12 protein-coding genes are annotated in these 17,950 nt (G+C 71.4%); 6 read left to right on the forward strand and 6 right to left on the reverse strand.

Translation table 11 applies throughout. The features are described 5' to 3' along the window. The 5 genes from VIU94_RS13310 to VIU94_RS13330 form a co-directional block, all read left to right on the forward strand. On the forward strand, positions 1-720 hold a 720-nt coding region (locus VIU94_RS13310), incomplete at its 5' end, for a type I glyceraldehyde-3-phosphate dehydrogenase (protein WP_524540631.1). Between the two features lie 1,037 nt (positions 721-1,757). Continuing rightward, on the forward strand, positions 1,758-2,795 hold the full coding sequence (locus tag VIU94_RS13315) for a terpene synthase family protein (RefSeq protein ID WP_331910990.1): 1,038 nt from the start codon (positions 1,758-1,760) through the stop codon (positions 2,793-2,795). Positions 2,796-2,809: 14 nt separating this feature from the next. Continuing rightward, entirely contained in the window at positions 2,810-4,165 is a 1,356-nt protein-coding gene (locus VIU94_RS13320; RefSeq protein ID WP_331910992.1) for a cytochrome P450, read from the forward strand. A gap of 147 nt (positions 4,166-4,312) precedes the next feature. After that, positions 4,313-7,231 (forward strand): ATP-binding protein, encoded by a 2,919-nt coding sequence (locus VIU94_RS13325; RefSeq protein ID WP_331910994.1) that lies wholly within the window; start codon positions 4,313-4,315, stop codon positions 7,229-7,231. A 76-nt stretch (positions 7,232-7,307) separates the two neighbouring features. Beyond that, positions 7,308-7,919 carry a DUF7691 family protein gene (locus tag VIU94_RS13330; RefSeq protein ID WP_331910996.1) on the forward strand — a complete coding sequence of 204 codons (612 nt, stop codon included), beginning with the start codon at positions 7,308-7,310 and terminating at the stop codon, positions 7,917-7,919. Between the two features lie 24 nt (positions 7,920-7,943). Here VIU94_RS13330 and VIU94_RS13335 read toward each other — a convergent pair whose 3' ends face one another. From VIU94_RS13335 to VIU94_RS13360, 6 genes are all read right to left on the reverse strand, one after another. Continuing rightward, positions 7,944-9,155 carry a type III PLP-dependent enzyme gene (locus tag VIU94_RS13335; protein WP_331910998.1) on the reverse strand — a complete coding sequence of 404 codons (1,212 nt, stop codon included), beginning with the start codon at positions 9,153-9,155 and terminating at the stop codon, positions 7,944-7,946. Further along, on the reverse strand, positions 9,152-10,924 hold the full coding sequence (locus tag VIU94_RS13340; protein WP_331911000.1) for an IucA/IucC family protein: 1,773 nt from the start codon (positions 10,922-10,924) through the stop codon (positions 9,152-9,154). Before VIU94_RS13340 ends, VIU94_RS13335 begins: the two co-directional genes overlap by 4 nt. Then, entirely contained in the window at positions 10,924-12,294 is a 1,371-nt protein-coding gene (locus tag VIU94_RS13345) for an MFS transporter (protein WP_331911002.1), read from the reverse strand. The genes VIU94_RS13340 and VIU94_RS13345 overlap by 1 nt, the downstream gene beginning before the upstream one ends. Then, positions 12,291-14,078 (reverse strand): IucA/IucC family protein, encoded by a 1,788-nt coding sequence (locus VIU94_RS13350; protein ID WP_331911004.1) that lies wholly within the window; start codon positions 14,076-14,078, stop codon positions 12,291-12,293. The genes VIU94_RS13345 and VIU94_RS13350 overlap by 4 nt, the downstream gene beginning before the upstream one ends. After that, a complete protein-coding gene (locus VIU94_RS13355; RefSeq protein WP_331911006.1) occupies positions 14,075-15,277 on the reverse strand; it encodes an ATP-grasp domain-containing protein in 1,203 nt (400 codons plus the stop codon). Before VIU94_RS13355 ends, VIU94_RS13350 begins: the two co-directional genes overlap by 4 nt. Before the next feature lie 227 nt (positions 15,278-15,504). Beyond that, positions 15,505-16,983 (reverse strand): glutamate-cysteine ligase family protein, encoded by a 1,479-nt coding sequence (locus VIU94_RS13360; RefSeq protein WP_331911008.1) that lies wholly within the window; start codon positions 16,981-16,983, stop codon positions 15,505-15,507. A 151-nt stretch (positions 16,984-17,134) separates the two neighbouring features. On the opposite strand from VIU94_RS13360, the gene VIU94_RS13365 reads away from it, so the two are divergent. Continuing rightward, positions 17,135-17,935: a VOC family protein gene (locus tag VIU94_RS13365; RefSeq protein ID WP_331911010.1), complete on the forward strand. Its 801-nt coding sequence runs from the start codon at positions 17,135-17,137 to the stop codon at positions 17,933-17,935. Positions 17,936-17,950: the final 15 nt, after the last annotated feature.

Raw genomic sequence — 17,950 nt, forward strand, 5'->3', positions numbered from 1 at the left:
GGCCTGTCGAAGCACCTGCGCCCCGGTATCGACAAGGTCGTCCTGACCGCGCCCGGCAAAGGCGACGTCCCCAACATCGTGCACGGCGTCAACCACGACACGATCAAGCCCGACGAGCAGATCCTGTCGTGCGCGTCCTGCACCACCAACGCGATCGTCCCGCCGCTGAAGGCGATGGCGGACGAGTACGGCGTGCTGCGCGGCCACGTGGAGACCGTCCACTCGTTCACCAACGACCAGAACCTGCTGGACAACTACCACAAGTCCGAGCGCCGTGGCCGCAGCGCGCCACTGAACATGGTCATCACCGAGACCGGCGCCGCCTCGGCCGTCGCCAAGGCGCTGCCCGACCTCAAGGCCCGGATCACCGGCAGCTCGATCCGTGTCCCGGTCCCGGACGTCTCCATCGCGATCCTCAACCTCCAGCTGAAGCGCGAGACGAACCGCGAGGAGGTCCTCGACTACCTGCGCGACGTGTCGCTGACCTCGCCGCTGCGCCGCCAGATCGACTTCATCACGGCGCCCGACGCGGTCTCCAGCGACTTCATCGGCTCCCGCCACGCCTCCATCGTGGACGCCGGCGCGCTGAAGGTGGAGGGCGACAACGCGATCCTCTACCTCTGGTACGACAACGAGTTCGGCTACTCCTGCCAGGTCATCCGGGTCGTCCAGCACGTCTCCGGCGTCGAGTACCCGACCTACCCGGCCCCGCAGGCCTGACCCGTCGGGCGACACGGCCTGGCCCGTACGCCCGCCTCGTCACCCCCGTCCCGCCCGGACCGGCGCCACGCCGGTCCGGGCGGGTGCGTTTCTGCGCGTTTCTGAGCGCTCAGGGTGCGTTCTCGGCGCTTGCACCCGCAGATCGACGGAATGCTCTCGGACGTTCGTGTTCCGCCCTGCGATTGAGCAGTTCGACCGGCGCTGCACCGGTGCTGCACCGGCGTGCCGACGGCTTCTGCGACGGCTTCACAGGCAATTCCCGGCCGTGTGGCGAGAAGTGACGCGTTTTGAACGCTGTTCTTCTTTCCGCTTCTACTATTCAGTGCTGAACGACAGAAGCCGTCGCCTGTCGATCTCTCCGGCCGGCACGCCGATGGGGCCACACGGGAGCCGGACGTCGGTGCCGCGGCCGGTGATCACGGGCCGGGCGACCGTCGAGTAAACACTCAGAAAACGAATTACCGACGGTATGGAAACTCCTTGGAGGCGCGGCTTCCGGCGTCGATTCCCGGCTCACCCGTCAGCCGTCGAGCCCCGTCTCCCCATTGCCCGCCCTTGCCCCGCACTCCCCCACGAAGCGGGTTTCCACGGATTCCGGAGCCGGAATCCGGGACGGTCCGGCGATGCGTCGTACAATTCCTCGCCGCCGAGGACCTCCGTGCGCAATTCGCTGAAGAAAAGGCCGCAACCACGCTAGGGTCCGGACCGGGCGGCGACGGCTCGCACCGGCCCCAGCGCGCCACCCCCGCCCCGAGCGAACTCCCCGTCACAGCAGGCACGTTGGCCGGACATACCCGCGGAGCGTGACGCCGACACGGGACACGTCTTCCGAATATGCCCATCGCATACCCACCCCCTGCGGCGTCATTGACGGTTTACGATCAATCACCCTCTTTCGCCATCCCACATTGACAGTTCACGGCCCGCTGAGGGTTAATTACCTGACAACTAGGCAGATGACACTGTGGGGAGGCGGGCTAGGGCGGCTCGGGCCCGCACCGGCACACCAGGCGCACACTTTCACGCTGGGGGGAAGAATGAACCAGCTGCAACATTTCTCCGTCCCTGATTTTCATCTGCCTTTCGGGAACGCAAAGCATCCGCAGGCGGCGCAGGCCAACGAGGCGGCCACCGCCTGGGTGGTCCGGCACGGGCTCGTCGCCGACGCCCTGGAGCAGTTCTCCGGCATCGGCTGCGGCCATCTGTCGGGCCGGGTGAGCGGCGACGTGCCGTACGAGAGGGTCGCCCTGCTGGCGGAGTGGATGGCCTGGTCGTTCGTGCTGGACGACCAGCACGACCACCTCATACGCAACGGTGAGCTGGCCGCCTGGCGCCCCGTCGTCGGTGCCATCACGGCGTACCTCGACACCGGGCGGGACGACGAGCCCGAGGACGGCCGCAACCCGCTGGTGAGCGGCTTCGTCGACGTGTGCGAACGCATCGTGGCCGGGATGTCCGAGGCCTGCGCCGCCCGCTACCGCGCCCACGTCCGCCTCGTGCTGCGCTCCCTGGACCAGGAGGCGGGCAACCGCGGCGCCGACGGCCGGCCCACGGTGGAGGAGTACGTCCGGATGCGCCGGAACAGCTCCCAGCTGCTGCCGATGATGGACATGGTCGAGGCCGGACTCGACATCGACCTCCCCCCGCGGATCATCGCCCTCCCCGAGTTCCAGAGCGTCGTGGCGAGCACGCTGGACGTCATCTCCTGGGGCAACGACGTGTTCTCGCTGCCCAAGGAGTACGCCTGCGGGGACACGAACAACCTCGTGTCCCTCATCGCCGCCTGGGAGGGACGGTCCCTCAGCGACGCCGTGCGCGAGGTGGAGGGTCGCATCCAGCTGCGGATCGAGGACTATCTGGCCGCGAAGCAGCGCCTGTTCCAGGTCTTGGACCTCGTCCCGCGCACGGACCCGGTCCTGCGCGACACGGTCTCCCGCTGTGTGCGCAGCTACGAGGACTGGATGATCGGCGCGGACCTGTGGCAGCGTTACGAGTGCACGCGGTACAGCGACGAACGGTTCGCGGCCGGGCTGGAATCTGCTTACACCCGCCCGGACTTGGTCTCGGTGGCATGACGGGGAGTCGGCCCGTGGCACATGTGGAAGAACAGTCCGTGACGGCGGTTCCGGCCACCCCGGCGCCGGGTCGGCTGCCCCTGCTGGGCCATGCCCTCCAGCTCTGGCGGCAGCCGATCGGGTTCCTGGAGTCGCTGCGGGAGCACGGCGACATCGTGCGGCTCGACATCGGCACCTGGCCCGTGTACGTCGCCACCAGCCCCGAGCACGTCCACGCCGTACTGGTCCAGCAGGCCCGGCAGTTCGGCCGGGGCCGGGTCTTCGAGCGGCTGCGCCCCGTGTTCGGCAACGGTCTTGTGACCACCGACGGCGAGTTCCACCGCAAGCAGCGCCGCATGATGCAGCCGGCGTTCCACCGCGACCATGTCGCCGACTTCACGAAGTCCATGTGCCGCAACGCCGAGGAGATGTCGGCGTCGTGGACGGACGGCCGCGAGGTCTCGATCGTCACCGAGACCCGTCGCTACGCGATGCAGTCGGTCGCCGACATGATGTTCTCCGGTGACCTGAGCCGGGCCGCCGCCGACGAAGTGCACCGCTCGCTGCCCATCGTCCTGGAGGGCATGCTGCTGCGTGCCGTCATGCCCAAGGCGCTCGACCGCCTGCCCGTCCCGATGAACCGGCGCTTCGACACCGCCGCCGGGCGACTGCGGGGGGTCATCGACGAGGTGATCGCGCAGTACCGGCTGGAGGACTCGGACGGCCGGGACGCCCTGCACCTGATCCTCTCCTCCAGGGACCCGGAGACGGGCGCGGCGATGAGCCCGGAGCAGGTGCGGGACGAGGTCATCTCCATCATGTTCGCCGGCACGGAGACGTCCGCGACGACCCTGGCCTGGATCTTCCACGAGCTGGGACGGCATCCGCAGGCCGCGGAGCGGGTGCAGGCGGAGGTCGACCGGGTGGTCGGGCAACGCCCCGTACGCCCCGAGGACCTCGCTGAACTCACGTACACCCGCAACGTCTTCCAGGAGGCGCTGCGCCTGCACTCCCCGCTGCTGTTCACCCGGCGCGCCCTGGCTCCCCTGGTCCTCGGCGGCGTACGGATCCCGGAGGGCGCGGAGGTGGGCTACAGCCCGTACGCCCTGCACCGGGACCCCGCTCTCTTCCACGACCCGACGGTCTTCGACCCGGACCGCTGGGAGAAGGACGACAGCGAAGGGCCCCGGGCCCACCGCTACATCCCGTTCGGGGCCGGCCAGCACAAATGCATCGGGGACTCGTTCGCCGTGGCGGAGATCCTGGCCGCGATGGCGAGCGTCGCCTCCCGCTGGCGTCTGACGCCGAAGCCGGGGGTCGAGGTGCGCGAGCTGCCGGCGGGCATCCCACAGCCGAGTTCGCTGCCCATGATCCCCGTGGCCCGCCGCTGACGGCAGCGAAACGCCCCGGACCAGCGACGAAGCGCGTACGGTACACCATCTCACCTGCACTCAGGGCGCGTTGAAGGAATACGGAGCGAAACCGCGCCGACACGCCCTGGAGGTCATAGACTCGGCCGCATACGCAGGAGGGGCGGCATGTCATCTGTGACGGAACCCAGGGCCGAGACCACACACTCACTGCTCGAACGGGAGTCCGAGGTACTGGACATCCAGCGCGCCGTGGACGAATTGCGCGGTGGTTCCGATCTCGGCCCGACAGCGCGTCGGGGCAGCGTGCTGACATTCGCCGGATCGGCCGGCATGGGCAAGACGGCGCTGCTGGGCGAGGCGCGCCGGTACGCGGCCGAGCGCGGCTGCACCGTGCTGTTCGCACGGGGCGGTGAGCAGGAGCGGCAGGTTCCGTTCCATGTGATGCGTCAGCTCATGCAGCCCAGGTTCGCGGCGATGAGCGAGCAGGAGCGGCTCGACGCGCTCGGCAACTGGTACCCGATCGTCGCGCCGGCGCTCGGCCTGACCGTCTCCCCGCAGGGCCCCGTGGCACCGGATCCGCAGGGTGTGCGGGACGGACTGGACTGGGTCGTCACGCAGTTGACGGTGCGCAGCGCTCCGGTGGTCCTCGTGCTCGACGACGCCCACTGGGCGGACGCGGAGTCGCTGACCTGGCTCACCTCCTTCGCGACCCGGGCCGAGGAGCTGGGCCTGGTCATCATGGTGGCCTGCCGACCGGAGGAGATCCCCGCCGACGCGGCGGGTCTGCGCGCCCTGATGGGGCGGCGCGGCGCACGTCCGCACGACCTGGCCCCGCTCACCACGGGCGGGGTGGCGCGCATCGTGCGGGACACCCTCGGCGACAGCGCCGACGACGTGTTCTGCCGCGAGTACTGGGCGATCAGCGGCGGCAACCCCTTCGAGGTCGTCGAGTTGGCGATGAAGGGCCGCGAGCGCGGGCTGCAGCCGCATCAGGACAGCATCGCGCAATTGCGTGACCTGGCCTCCGCGGTCAAGGGCAACGGGCTCATCGAGCGCCTGGAACAACTCGGGCCCTCCACCGTGCGGTTCGCCTGGGCGGCGGCCGTGCTCGGCACCGCGGTGCCGACGAACATCGTCGGCGGGGTCGCCGCGCTGGGCGAGGCCCAGGTCGCCGACTGCATCGAACTGCTGCGCCGCGCCCGCATCCTGACCGCGCTCCCGAACATTCGCCGCCAGCAGGTCGTCGAGTTCTTCCACCCGCTCGTCGCCACCGCCGTGTACCGGTCGATCCCGGCCGGCGTGCGCGTCGCCATGCACGGGATGGCCGCGCAGGCAATGATCAACGACGGTTTCGGCGCCTCGGCGGCCGCCCGGCATTTACTGGAGATGCACCCCGAGGGCGACCCCTGGGTCGTGCAGCAACTGCGCCAGGCCGCCCGTGACAGCTTCTCGGCGGGTGCGCCGGACGCCGCGCGGCGATACCTCGCGCGGGCGCTGCGCGAGCCCCCGGACGCGGCGGACCGCGCCGAGGTGCTGTTCGAGCTCGGCTCCGCGAACCTCCTGCACGATCCGCTGACCACGATCAACCAGCTCCAGGCAGCCCTGGAGGAACCGCACATCGACGGGAAGCTGCGCGAGGCGATCACCTACCGGCTGGCCCAGGCCATGGGTCACTCGGGCCGGCTCGCCGCGGCCGCCGAGCTGCTCGCCGAAGAGGCCCGACGCGCCACCAGCCCCCGCACCAAGCTGCGCATGCAGGCCGAGCAGTTCAAGTGGAACTCGGTCCGCGCCGACGAGGAGAACTCTCCCGCCAGGTCGCGGCTGCTCGCACAGTTCGCGAAGCGGCTCACCGGCCGCGGACTGGCCGAGCGGCACATCCTGGGCCTGCGGTCCTGGGACGCCGCGCTGCGCGGCGAACCCGCGGCCGTCGCGCTCGAGTACGCGGACCAGGCGCTCGACGGCGGAATGAGCTGGACCGACCAGGACTTCGGCTTCGAGGTGCCGGCCGTCGTCTCCCTGACGCTGATGTACTGCGACCAGCCGGGTCGTGCGGAGGAGCTCTTCAACAAGGGCATCCTCGACTTCGAGGAGAAGGGCTGGCGCGGCGCGCATCTGTCGTTCCTGTACACGCTGCTCGGATACGTGCGGTACCGGCGCGGCCGCCTGTTCGAGGCCGAGGACTTCGTGCGCAACGGCCTGGAGATCGCCGAGCGCATCGGTCACGACATCCCGGCCCAGTGGTACGCGGTCGGCACGCTGATCGAGACGCTCATCGCCCGGGGCAACGTCGGCGAGGCCGAGGACGTCGCCCGCACGTACGGACTGGCGGACGGCTTCCCGCGGGCCATCGTCTACCCGGACCCGCAGGCCGTCTGGGGCAAGCTGCTCCTGGCCCAGGGCCGGACGGACGAGGCCAGGCACCAGCTCAGCGAGGCGGGCCGGCGGCTCGACCTGCGCGGCATCCGGAACCCCTCCTGGAGCCCGTGGCAGCTGGACCTGGCGCTCGCGGAGGCGGTCGACGCCCCGAAGCAGGCGGCCGCCACGGCCGCGGAAGCGGTGGCGCGGGCCCGCGCGTTCGGGGTGCCCAGCGTGATCGGCCACGCGCTGCGCGTGGAGGCGGCCACCGCGGACCCGACCCGGTCGATCGCGCTGCTCCAGGAAGCGGTCTCCCACCTGGAGCAGTCACCCGCCGCGTACGAACTGGCCCACGCGCTCGTCGCGCACGGCACGGCCCTTTACGCGATCGGCGACGAGTACCAGGCGGCGCAGCAGCTCTACCGGGGCATGGAGGTCGCCACCGTCTGCGGCGCCGACGCACTGGCGAGCCGCACCGGCGCCCAACTCGCCGCCGCGGGCCTGCGCCCCCGCCGCCTCCACACCACCGAGCGGGACGGCCTCACCATGGCGGAGGACAAGGCGGCCCGGTTCGCCGCGGACGGCCTGACCAGCGCCGCGATCGCCAGGGAGATGCGACTCGACGCCCAGGCGGTCTCGGAGCTTCTGTCCGCCGTCTTCACCAAGCTGGGCACCGACCGCAACGGGCTGCGCCGGGCATTGGGCTACGAAAGCCGGGAAGAGGCGTGAACCCAGGGGCGAGGCCCGCAACGCGGACCTCGCCCCTCCCGGGTCGGCTGTCAGTCCCGGTGGCTACCGTGATCACATGAGTTCTTCCCTGAGCGTGTACCTCATCGACCCCAAGTCCGCGCGCGCCCTCGTCGGTTCCGGCGACGACCAGTTGCTCCAGGTCATACGCGACCGCTTCGCCCGCGACCTGGCCTCCGACGACCAGTGGTTCTCGTCGGAGATCGCGGACGGCGCCCCGACCGCGTACGAAGCGCTGGAGACGGTGGTGCGCGGCGGGCCGATCCCGGAGAACTCGCCGTACGCCTTCCAGTACGGCTACGCCTACAAGCGGCTGTGCGAGCTGACCGGGTCCTTCCTCGACAACTCCTGCTTCATGCCGTTCCGGGGCGACTGGCTGGAGATCGTGGACGAGGGGCTGAAGGCGCTGCGGATCACCGCCGTCTCGGTGGCGCAGTTCGGCGGCTACTCCGGGATGCCCTCCCCCATCCCGTTCTCCGACCTGCCGCGCTGCGGCGAGTGGACGCACGAGCAATGCCTGGAGGCGCTGGAGCAGTTCGAGCAGACCAAGCGGGACGGTCACGCCCCTCCGCTGGATTCCGAGGTGGTCGACGCCGTCATGGACGTCATCGGCTGGCTCCGCCTCGTGGAGGCGCGTCCCGGTTTCGGCGTCGTGGGCTTCGTGTCCTGAAGCAGGAACAGCGGTCCGCCTCGCTCAGCTGCGACTGCCCAGGAAGTGGAACGTGGGGTGGGGGTGCATGAGGAAGTCGTGGTGGGAGATGTTCCAGGCGTACGCGCCCGCCAGGGCGAAGGCCACGCGGTCGCCTGCGCGCAGGCCCGCGGCCGGGACCTGGCGGGCCAGGAGGTCCTTGGGGGTGCAGAGTTGGCCGCTGAGGTTGACCAGGGGGCGGCTCGTGGACGGGCGGGGCCAGGGGTGGGGCCAGGCCTCCACCGGGAGGACGGAGCAGGGCTGGTCGTGGCCCTTCGTCGCGGGGGTGCGCAGGTGGTGGGTGCCGCCGCGGACGACCGCGAAGGCCTCGCCATGGCTGTCCTTGACGTCCAGGACCTCGGTGGCGTACCAGCCGCAGTACGCGGTCAGGGCCCTGCCTGGTTCGATCCGCACGGTCACGTCGGGGTGGGCGGCGGTCAGGCTCTCCAGACCGGCGCCGTACGCCGCCCAGTCGAAGCGGATCTCGGGGCTCGCGTAGTCGACGTTCATGCCGCCGCCCACATTGACCTCGGCGAGACGGAAGCGGTGGCGGGCGGCGAGATCGGTGGACCAGGTGAGGATCGAGTCCGCTGCCGTCAGAAGCTCGGGCGCCTCCAGACCGCTGGCCAAGTGGGCGTGGACGCCGCGCAGTTCGAGGTGCGGATACCGGCCGTCCGTGAGGAGCCGGACCGCGGCGTCCGCGTCCGCCGGGTCGAGGCCGAACGGAGTCGGGCGGCCGCCCATCGCCAGTGAGCTGCCCGCCAGCGAGGCGGTCGCCAGCGGGAGGTTGAAACGGAGGAGGACGCAGACGCGGGCTCCGGGGGCGAGCCGGGCCGACAGAGTGCCCAGCATGTTCAGGTCGTGGAGGCTCTCCACATGGAAGCGGGAGACGCCCTGTTCGAGGGCCGCGCTCAGCTCGGCCGCGGTCTTGCCAGGGCCGCCGAAGGCCAGCGGCCGGCCCGGGACGGCCTTGCCGACGTGGGTGAGTTCGCCGCCGGAGGAGACCTCGTAGCCGTCGACGTACGGGCCGAGCGCGGCCAGGATCTCCGACTCGGGGTTGGCCTTGGCGGCGTAGTACAGCTCCACGTTCGCCGGGAGGGCCGCCCGTACCGTCGCCGCGTGCTCGCGCAGGGCCGTCACGTCATAGACGTAGGCCGGGAGTTCGGGCGAATCCAGGGACAGGATGCGGTCGGTTGCCGACGCGGTGGGGGCAGTCATCGGGCTTCGCTCCAGGTGTTCTCGTCGTGGGCCGCTTCCGTCAGGACGGCCTCGGCGAAGGGGGAGGCGAGGCGGACGTAACCGGCCTCGCGGTCGGCCTTGCGCTCCCAGCGGGTGAGCAGGTTGGCCTTGGCCGGCAGCGGTACGCCGGCCAGGAGCGCGGCGAGCCGGGGCGGGCAGCCGTGCCGGTCGGCGTACGTCTGCAGGGTGGCGCGGACCTGGGCCCACAGCGCGGCCTCGGACTGCGGGTGCAGGTCGGCGAGCGCGGCGAGCATCTCGGCGACGTGGTTGACCAGCAGGCAGTAGACGACCCGGTCCCAGCCGCGCTCGGCGTCGTACGTCATGGGGCCTGCGACGTCGGCGGGCAGCGCGGCGAGCGTGGCGGCGTGCCGCTCCGGCAGCAGCTTGGCGCCCTCCAGGTCGCGGAAGAGGACCTGGGCCGGCATGCCGTCGTCGTCGACGCAGACCACGACGTTCTGGAGGTGGGGTTCGAGGACGAGGCCGTGGTCGAAGTAGGCGGCCAGGACCGGCGGGACGAGCAGCTTGAGGTACGCCGCCCACCAGTCGAGCGCGGTCTGCGGGCCGGTCCGCCGCAGGAGGCGGGAGATGTGGCCGGGGCCGGTCGGGTACTCGTCGGCGACGGCGCCCGCGAGCAGCGGGGTGGTGCCGGGCAGGAGCTGCCGGGACAGGCCCTCGCGGACGATCACGCCGAAGCCTTCGAGCAGGGCGCGGTCAGGCGTCCCGTCGGGGCCGGGCAGGGCGAGGCTGCGGTAGGCGGGCTCGCGGAGCATGCCGCTGCCGGGGAAGCGGGCCGTCAGGTCGGTGAGGGCGGGCTCGAGGAGCCGGGTCATCGCGACGGCGCCGGTCAGCTCGTAACTGGAGTTCTTGCGCAGGCAGTTGGTGATGCGGACGTTGAGGCTGAACTTCAGGAACGTCTCGCCGTCGTACAGGGTGCGCACGGACGCGGTGGCGGCGAAGGGCCGGCCGCCCGGTCCGAGGTCCAGGATGTCGCCCCGGTCGAAGGCGGCCCGCAGGTCGGGGTGCTCGCGGAGCATCTCGTACTGCCACGGGTGCGCGGGCAGCAGCCGGTAGCCGTCCGGCAGGTCGGGGTGCAGCCGGTCCAACGGGTCGGTGGCGCTCTCCTCGACGCGCTCCTCGGCGATCAGGTGGGCGCGGACGGCGAGGTGGCGCAGCGGGAAGACGGCGCCGGCTTCGGGCGCGTACGACAGCCAGGACGCGGCGTCGCCACTGCGCGCCTTGGGGGTCGGGTGGAAGCGGTGACCGAAGAGGAGCGACTGCTCGGACGCGAGGTAGGTCGCGGGCCCGCCCGCACCCATGGGGGACTCCCCCGTACGGGCGGCCAGCGCGGCGGTGACGGCCGCGTGGCCGGAGGCGACCTGGTCCAGGAACTCGTCGTTCTGCACGCCCGTGCGCAGCGACAGTTCTTCCTGGGTGTACTCGGCGAGGCGCCGCCAGTCGATCGCCGCCCAGGAATCGCCGCGCTGCTCCCGCACGGGGCCGGTGAACCGGTGGGCGCCCAGGAGGGACGTACGACGAAGGGCGACTCTCAGCAGCACGCCGCGGCGGGGCAGGCGCAGCAGCAGGTGGCCGTCGGTGACGGCGCTCTGGTGCTCGGGGCCGGACACTTCGCGCAGCAGGCAGTTGAGGAGGGTGTGCGCGACGACGTCGTCGGCGCTCGGCAGGCCCGTGGCGCCGCTATGGCCGGCGGGCACGGGAGCGGTGGCGAGCGACTTGTTCAGCGGGGGCATCAACGGCTCCAGCGGGTACGGACGGAACGGAGACTGCTTCGAGTACGGGGCAGGGCGAGCGCGCACACTGCGGCCAGGGCCACGACGCCGCCGGTCAGTACCGGCGCGACCGGGCCGTACTGGCTGGTGCCCACCGCGGCGGCGACGCCGGCGACGACGGCGCCCGCCTTGGAGAAGAACTCCAGCGAGCCGAACAGCCCGCCGGGTGCGCGTCCCTCGCAGCACTCGGCGGCGAGCACGGACAGGCAGACGAGCCCGAGGGTCAGGCCCGCGCCGAGCAGCAGTCGTACGGCGGTCAGCGTGACCAGGCTGTCGGCCATGGCGTGCCCGGCGAGGCCGAGCGCGATGGCGGCGAAGCCCAGCGCGATGCCGAGCCGGGGGCGACGGTGGAGGGCGGAGTGCACCGGCATGGCCGTCAGCAGGTAGCAGAGGTGCGGGAGGGCGAAGAAGACGCCCGAGAAGGCCGGGGAGGCGCCGGGTATGCGGTCCTCTATGAGCCAGATCAGGTAGGGGAAGGAGATGACGGTGGAGAAGACGAAGGCGAACTCCAGGGCGTACAGGGCCCGGAGGCGGGAGGCCGGAGACGGGGGCTCGGACTGGTCCTCCGGGGTCGTCGCGGGCTCGAGGGTCTTCGAGGGCGCCGGCGTCTTCGCGAGCTCGACGGCCGACGTCGCCGCCTGCTCCGTCCCGCTTGCCTTGTCGGCCTCCGGCCTCGCCGCGCGCGATTCCGGCAGCGCCGCGATCAGCACGGCCGCCGTGAGCGGCAGGGCGGCGAGCAGCGCGTACTGGCGGTGCGGCGACATCCAGGGCGACAGCGAGCCGACCACCACCGGGGCGAAGACCAGCGCCGCCCGCGCCGCGCCCTGCATCAGGGTGAGCGCCTTGGACAGCTCCGGCCCCTCCAGGGCGGCGCCCAGGTAGCCGTTGGACGCGGCGAACGTGCCGCCGAGGATGCCCTGGAGCACCAGGGCCACGGTGAACGTGGTGAGGGAGTCGGCCCAGCCGGCGATCAGGAACGACACGGCGAGTCCGAGCTGGGCGCGCAGCAGCAGCCGCTTGCGTCCGAACCGGTCGGCGAGTCGTCCCCACAGCGGGGCGCCGATCGCGGCGAACACGGTGGGGACGACGTACAGCACGCCCGCCCAGCGGGCGGTGGGGTCGCCGAGGCCGGGGAGGATCTCGGTGAGGTACGGGGGCAGGCCGAGCGCGGCGAAGGAGGCCACGAAGTACGTGCCGGCGACGGCGTGGACCTGCCGGCGCCCCAGGGCGGGACGCGGTAAGGCGGAGTACGTCGACTGGTCGGCCGGGGCGGACAGGACCGGCGGCCGCTGGGTCGCCTGTCCGGCCGCCGCGGGGGCCGTTGCGCTCATCGCGGGTCCCTCGCTCGATGTCGCAGGTAGTTGGGGCCGGTCGTGTAGTGCGTGTTGATGTCCGAGGCGCCGGACCGCTCCTTGGTGAGCAGGGTCCCGGCGGTGACCATGGCCTTGACCGGCAGCTCGTCGGCCTCGAGGACCCGTTCCCGCAGGACCGCACCGGGCTGCCCGGGGCCGGTCCCGAGGCGTTCGGCGGTCTCGGCGAGGCGTTCGTGTACGAGGCCGAGGAGGGCCTCGCGCGGGGCGCGGCCGTGCGCGGCGAGGCCGAAGGCGTAGGCGCTCACGCACAGGTGGAGGGTGATGGTGGTGAACATGTCGGCGACGGCCCGGTAGTCCTCGCCGAACATGCGCGGGTCCTGGAAGGGGGCGGTCAGCTCGTCGGCCTCGGCCCCCAGGGTCTGGCGCATCCGCGGCAGGTTGAGGCGGGGGCCGTCGTCGTCCTTGAACAGCAGCCGCAGCCGGGTACGGCCGTCGTCCGGGGTGCGGTCGAACACCAGCGAGACGTTCTGCTGGTGGGACTCGATGGCGATGCCGTAGTCGAAGAGGGTGGTCTGCCAGTCGAGGAGCAGGGTGGTGCACGCGTCGAACAGGGCCACCGGGTCGCCGTCGTAGAAGCGGTCGGCAAGGCAGTCGATCAGCAGCCGGCCGCCGGGTGCGGCGCTGAGGAGCGCGGCCATCGGCAGGACCACGGCCCGGTCGAGGCCGGCGGGGTAGCGGCGGCACAGCACGGCGAGCAGTTCGTGACCGGCGTGGGCGTACACGGTCTCGTCCGCGTGCAGGATCGTTTCCTTGAACCGGGGCTCACGGCCGATCACCGCTTCGAGGAGTCGCTGGCCGGCGGCGCCGTGGTCGAGGGTGACCGGCTTGATGGTGCGGCGGTTGCGCATGCCCAGCGTGGCGGTGACGAGCGGGAGCTTGAGGTGCAGGTCCGGCTCGTCGGCCAGGGCGACGGTACGCATCGACAGGGTCGGTACGGATTCCCGGTACGGCTGCTCGGCCAGGACCGCCGTGTCCTCCAGGCCGGCCTCGCGCAGGGCCTCGCGCAGCGGAGCGCCGAGGCTGAGCGGGTGGACGGGGAGGGCGAGGTGGCTGTCGGCGAGCTCGGGCAGGCCGAGGTCGGCGGGCGAGGGCCAGCTCGCGGGCAGCCGGTCGGCGCCGCCGGGGACGGTGACCGCCTCCCGGGGCACGGCGAGCCAGCGCAGCGCGAAGCGCGGGTGGAACTCGGGGGCGTACGCGCGCAGTTTGGCGTCGTCGAGGCCGGAGCGGCCGCGTGCGGTCGGGTAGACCGGGTGATCGAGGCGGGCGGCGAGGGTGTCGTGGGCGAGAGAGGCCGCGAGGCCCGTCCAGTCGGCGGGGTCGGCGCCGTAGCGGGCGGTCAGCGCGTCGCCGACCTCGTCGGCGGTACGGTCGTGCAGCCGCATCGTCGCCAGGGTCTGGCGGCACTCCTCGGCGAAGGACACGAAGCCGGGCAGGTCGACGGGGTCGGCCAGCTCGGTCAGCGCACCCAGGACCGCGTCGCAGCCGGTGAGTTCGGTCCCGCCTGGCTCGCGGACCAGCAGGGGGCGGCGGGCGGCGTACTCGCCCTGGAATCCGTCCTCGCCGACCGGGAGCAGCAGGGTCGCGCCCGGCTCCGTACCGGCGGGCAGCCGCAGCCAGCGGCCGTCCTCGCGCTCGACGGTCGTGGTGCGGGTGCGCAGGCCGACGACGTCCTCGCGGAGGAAGGCGCTCAACACCCGCAGCAGCAGCGCCTCTTCGGCGGTGGTGGCGTGGGTCGGGCTCACGGGGCGATCTCCCAGGTCTGTGCGGCGAGGAAGTCGGCGACGACGCGGTCGACGCTCGCCAGGTCGGCGCCGATGGCGCGGACGACGCCGAGGAAGTCGCGGTTGGTGTGGTACAGCTCGTGCCGCTCGCCGACGGCGCGCACCGGGCGGTACGACAGCCGCACGCCGTCGACCTCCAGGTCGGTGGCGCCGGGCGCGGCCGTCAGGGTGCCGGCGCGGTCGGCGCACGGGGTGTGGATGCGGGCGGCGCCGTCGCGGCGGGCGTCCAGCTCGGCGGGGAGGGGTTCACCGAGGTGGGTGCGCAGGACGAGCTCGAAGAGCGGGATGCCGAGCAGCTGTTCGAGGAGCTGGTCGCTCTGGTCGCCGATGGCCCGGTAGTTGACCTCGATGATGCGGGCGCGGTCCTCGTGCACCACGAACTCGGTGTGGCAGATGCCGAATCCGATCCCGAGGGCGTCGAGCTGGGCGAGGATCTGGGCGACGACCGGCTCGGGGTGGGCCGGGACGAAGGCCGAGCGCTCCTCTATGAAGTACGGCGGGGCGGAGAGTTGGGTGTGGAATCCGCCCAGGACGTGCCGGACCGTGCCGTCGCCGAGCGTCTCCATCGTGTACAGCTCGCCGGCGAGGTACTCCTCGACGACGAGGGCCGCGCCGGGCCGCCGGCCCTGGATCTCCTTGCAGCGCAGGACCAGGTCCTCGGGCCCGTCGACGAGGATGACGTCCTCGCTGGCGACGCCCTCGCGCGGCTTGACGACGCAGGGGTAGGGCGCGTCGGCGGCGACGGCGGTCAGCACCTCCGGGTCGGCGCCGACGGGAAGTTCGGCGGACCATACGGCGTCGAGGCCGGCGGCGGCGAGGTGACGGCGCATCTGCGCCTTGTCCTTGACGCGCAGGGCGGCCTGCCAGGGCTTGCCCGGCAGGCCGAAGTACTCGGCGACCAGGGCGGCTTGCAGCTGTAGGTGGTCGCTGTTGGTGAACACGACGTCGGGCGAGGCGTGGTGGGTCGAGATGAGGCTGATGACGGCGCGGAAGTCGCGCACGTCGCACTCCAGGATCTCGACGTCCGCGGCGTAGCGGCCTCGGTGCGCGTCGGGCTGGTCGGTGAGCAGGGTGACGTCGAGTCCGAGCCGGGCCGCGGCGGGCAGGAAGCCGTCAGTGACCGAGTCGGTCGGGTTGAGGGCGAGCAGGTACAACCGCATGGGCGGCGGCCCCTTCCAGAGTCGTGGGGGGTGGCGAGCGGCCGTGGTCACGTGATCGGCGGCTCGTCCCGGCTGCTGGGTACACACAGGCAACAGTAGGTTAGGTTAGCCAACCCTTAGTTTCAACCCGCCACGCACTCACGGCACTTGACCGGAATGATCACGGGCACCGGCAAAACATAAGGTAAGCCTTACCTACACTTCAAGTTGAGGCGCCTCGTCGGCGATCAGTCGACCGGCCAGGTGTGCGCAGGAGCGTTCAGATGCATGAAGTCGACGTACTGCTGCGTCATTCGCCTCAGCGCCTCATGCCGACCCGCGTGATCGATGTCCTGGACGTGGTGGAACATCTCCGACTGCCACACCGCGCCGTTGCGGCCGCTGACGCACCGCTGCTCGATGACCCCCAGCAGCGGCTCTCGCCAGGCCGAGTCCATGCCCAACCGCTCGAGGCCGCGGTGCGCCAGCGGCAGCAGGCGCCGCAGCACCAGCTCGGTGACCGGAACCTCGCCCATCCCGGGCCAGTACAGGTTCGCGTCGATTCCGTGCCGCGCCGCCGCGTGCAGATTGTCCTCCGCGGCCGAGAACGACATCCGGGACCAGACGGGCCGGCTCTCCTCGACCAGCGCGCGGACCAGTCCGTAGTAGAAGGCACCGTTCGACAGCACGTCGGCCACCGTGGGCCCGGCGGGCAACACCCGGTTCTCCACCCGGAGATGAGGTACGCCGTCGACGACGGCATAGACCGGGCGGTTCCAGCGGTAGACCGTCCCGTTGTGCAGGGTCAGCTCGGCCAGTCCGGGCGTCCCGCCGCGGTCGAGCGTCTCCTGCGGGTCCTCGTCGTCGCACAGCGGCAACAGCGCCGGGAAGTAGCGCGCGTTCTCCTCGAAGAGGTCGAAGACGCTGTTGATCCACCGCTCGCCGAACCACACCCGGGGCCGGACCCCTTGCACCTTGATCTCGTCCGGCCGGGTGTCGGTGGCCTGCTCGAACAGCGGGATACGCGTCTCGTGCCACAACTCCTTGGTGAACAGGAACGGAGAGTTGGCCGCCAAGGCCACCTGCACCCCCGCTATGGCCTGCGCGGCGTTCCAGTAGTCCGCGAACTCGTCCGGCGAGACCTGGAGATGGAACTGGGTGCTGGTGCACGCCGCCTCCGGCGTGATCGTGTCCGCGTAGGTCCGCAGCCGCTCCACCCCGTCCACCGAGATCAGCAGGTCCTCGCCGCGCGCGTAGAAGATCTGCTCGTTCAGGAGGTGGTAGCGCGGATTCTCGGACAGCGACTCCGGCCCCACGTCCTTCAGCTCCAGCGTCGGCAGAATCCCGATCATGACCAGATGCGCGCCGATCGCCGCGGCCTTCTCCTCGGCATGGTTGAGCGCGTCCCGGATCTCCTGCTCCCAGGACTCGGGGCCGCCCGCGGTGAGCCGCCGCGGCTCGATGTTGATCTCCAGATTGAACCGGCCCAGCTCGCTCGACCAGGAGGGATCAGCTATCGCCTCCAGGACGTCCGCGCTGCGCATTGCGGGTTCGGCGGAGGCGTCCACGAGATTCAGCTCGATCTCGAGACCGACCTGCGGCCGCTCGAAGTCGAACCGCGACTCCCGCAGCATCCGGGCGAACACTTCGAGGCACGTGTGCATCCTGTTGCGGAACCGGCGTCGGTCGTCACGGGTGAAAACCATCGCCGGGACGTCACGTCCCATTCGGTCCTCCCGAGTCTCGCCGGAACGGACCCCACCCTCAGCGTCCCACTCCCCGGGCCCCTCTACCACCGAGGCGGATTGGTCGAGGGGCGGATGTCAGTGCCCGATGTCACGCTGGGTTCACATGCGATCCACGGAAGGGAGTCATCACGTGATCACCACTGACTTCGCCCCCGGTTCACCCTGCTGGCTCGACCTCGGCGCTCCCGACGTCCCGGCCGCCGCAGCCTTCTACGGCGCCGTACTGGGGTGGGAGTACGAGGCCATGGAGGGAGGAGGGGAGGACATGGAAGGCGGGATGTTCAAGAAGGACGGCAAAACCGTCGCCGGGCTCGGCAAGCTCACCGAGAAGGGCGCCCGCTCGGCCTGGATGATCTACTACAGCGTCGCCGACGCGGACGCCACGACCGAGGCCGTCAAGCGCGGCGGCGGCACGGTGCGGGTGGAGCCGATGGACCTTGAGCAGTGGGGCCGGATGGCGCAGTACAGCGATCCTCTGGGAGGCCAGTTCGCCGTCTGGCAGCCGGGCACGAACAAGGGCGTCGACCTGGTGGACCAGCCGGGCTCACTGTCCTGGACCGAGCTGTACACGAGCGACGCCGCGGCCGCGAAGGAGTTCTACGGCGCGGTCTTCGGCTGGCAGTTCGGTGACATGGAGCTGCCCGGCGGCGGGGGCACGTACTCCCTGATCACCCCGGCCGGACTCCCCGAGGAGCGCATGCACGGCGGTCTCATGGAGCTCCCGAAGAAGGACCTCGCCCTGGCGAACGGTCGGCCGTACTGGCACCCGGTCTTCAACGTCACCGACTGCGACGCCGCGGTCGCCAAGGTCACCGAGAACGGCGGCAGCGTGCAGATGGGCCCGGACGACGCGGAGGGCGTCGGCCGCCTGGCCGTCTGCCTCGACCCGTCGTCCGCGGACTTCGTGGTGCTCACCCCGACCTCTGGCTGAGGCCCCAGCAGGCTC

It is taken from the genome of Streptomyces sp., assembly GCF_036566765.1.
In the GTDB taxonomy this organism is placed as follows: Bacteria; Actinomycetota; Actinomycetes; order Streptomycetales; family Streptomycetaceae; genus Streptomyces.

Bases quoted from the DNA above. Each gene is read 5' to 3' on its own strand.
- VIU94_RS13315 (WP_331910990.1), top strand. From the start codon at position 1,758: ATGAACCAGCTGCAACATTTCTCCGTCCCTGATTTTCATCTGCCTTTC.
- VIU94_RS13325 (WP_331910994.1), top strand. From the start codon at position 4,313: ATGTCATCTGTGACGGAACCCAGGGCCGAGACCACACACTCACTGCTC.
- VIU94_RS13330 (WP_331910996.1), top strand. From the start codon at position 7,308: ATGAGTTCTTCCCTGAGCGTGTACCTCATCGACCCCAAGTCCGCGCGC.
- VIU94_RS13335 (WP_331910998.1), bottom strand. From the start codon at position 9,155: ATGACTGCCCCCACCGCGTCGGCAACCGACCGCATCCTGTCCCTGGAT.
- VIU94_RS13340 (WP_331911000.1), bottom strand. From the start codon at position 10,924: ATGCCCCCGCTGAACAAGTCGCTCGCCACCGCTCCCGTGCCCGCCGGC.
- VIU94_RS13345 (WP_331911002.1), bottom strand. From the start codon at position 12,294: ATGAGCGCAACGGCCCCCGCGGCGGCCGGACAGGCGACCCAGCGGCCG.
- VIU94_RS13355 (WP_331911006.1), bottom strand. From the start codon at position 15,277: ATGCGGTTGTACCTGCTCGCCCTCAACCCGACCGACTCGGTCACTGAC.
- VIU94_RS13360 (WP_331911008.1), bottom strand. From the start codon at position 16,983: ATGGGACGTGACGTCCCGGCGATGGTTTTCACCCGTGACGACCGACGC.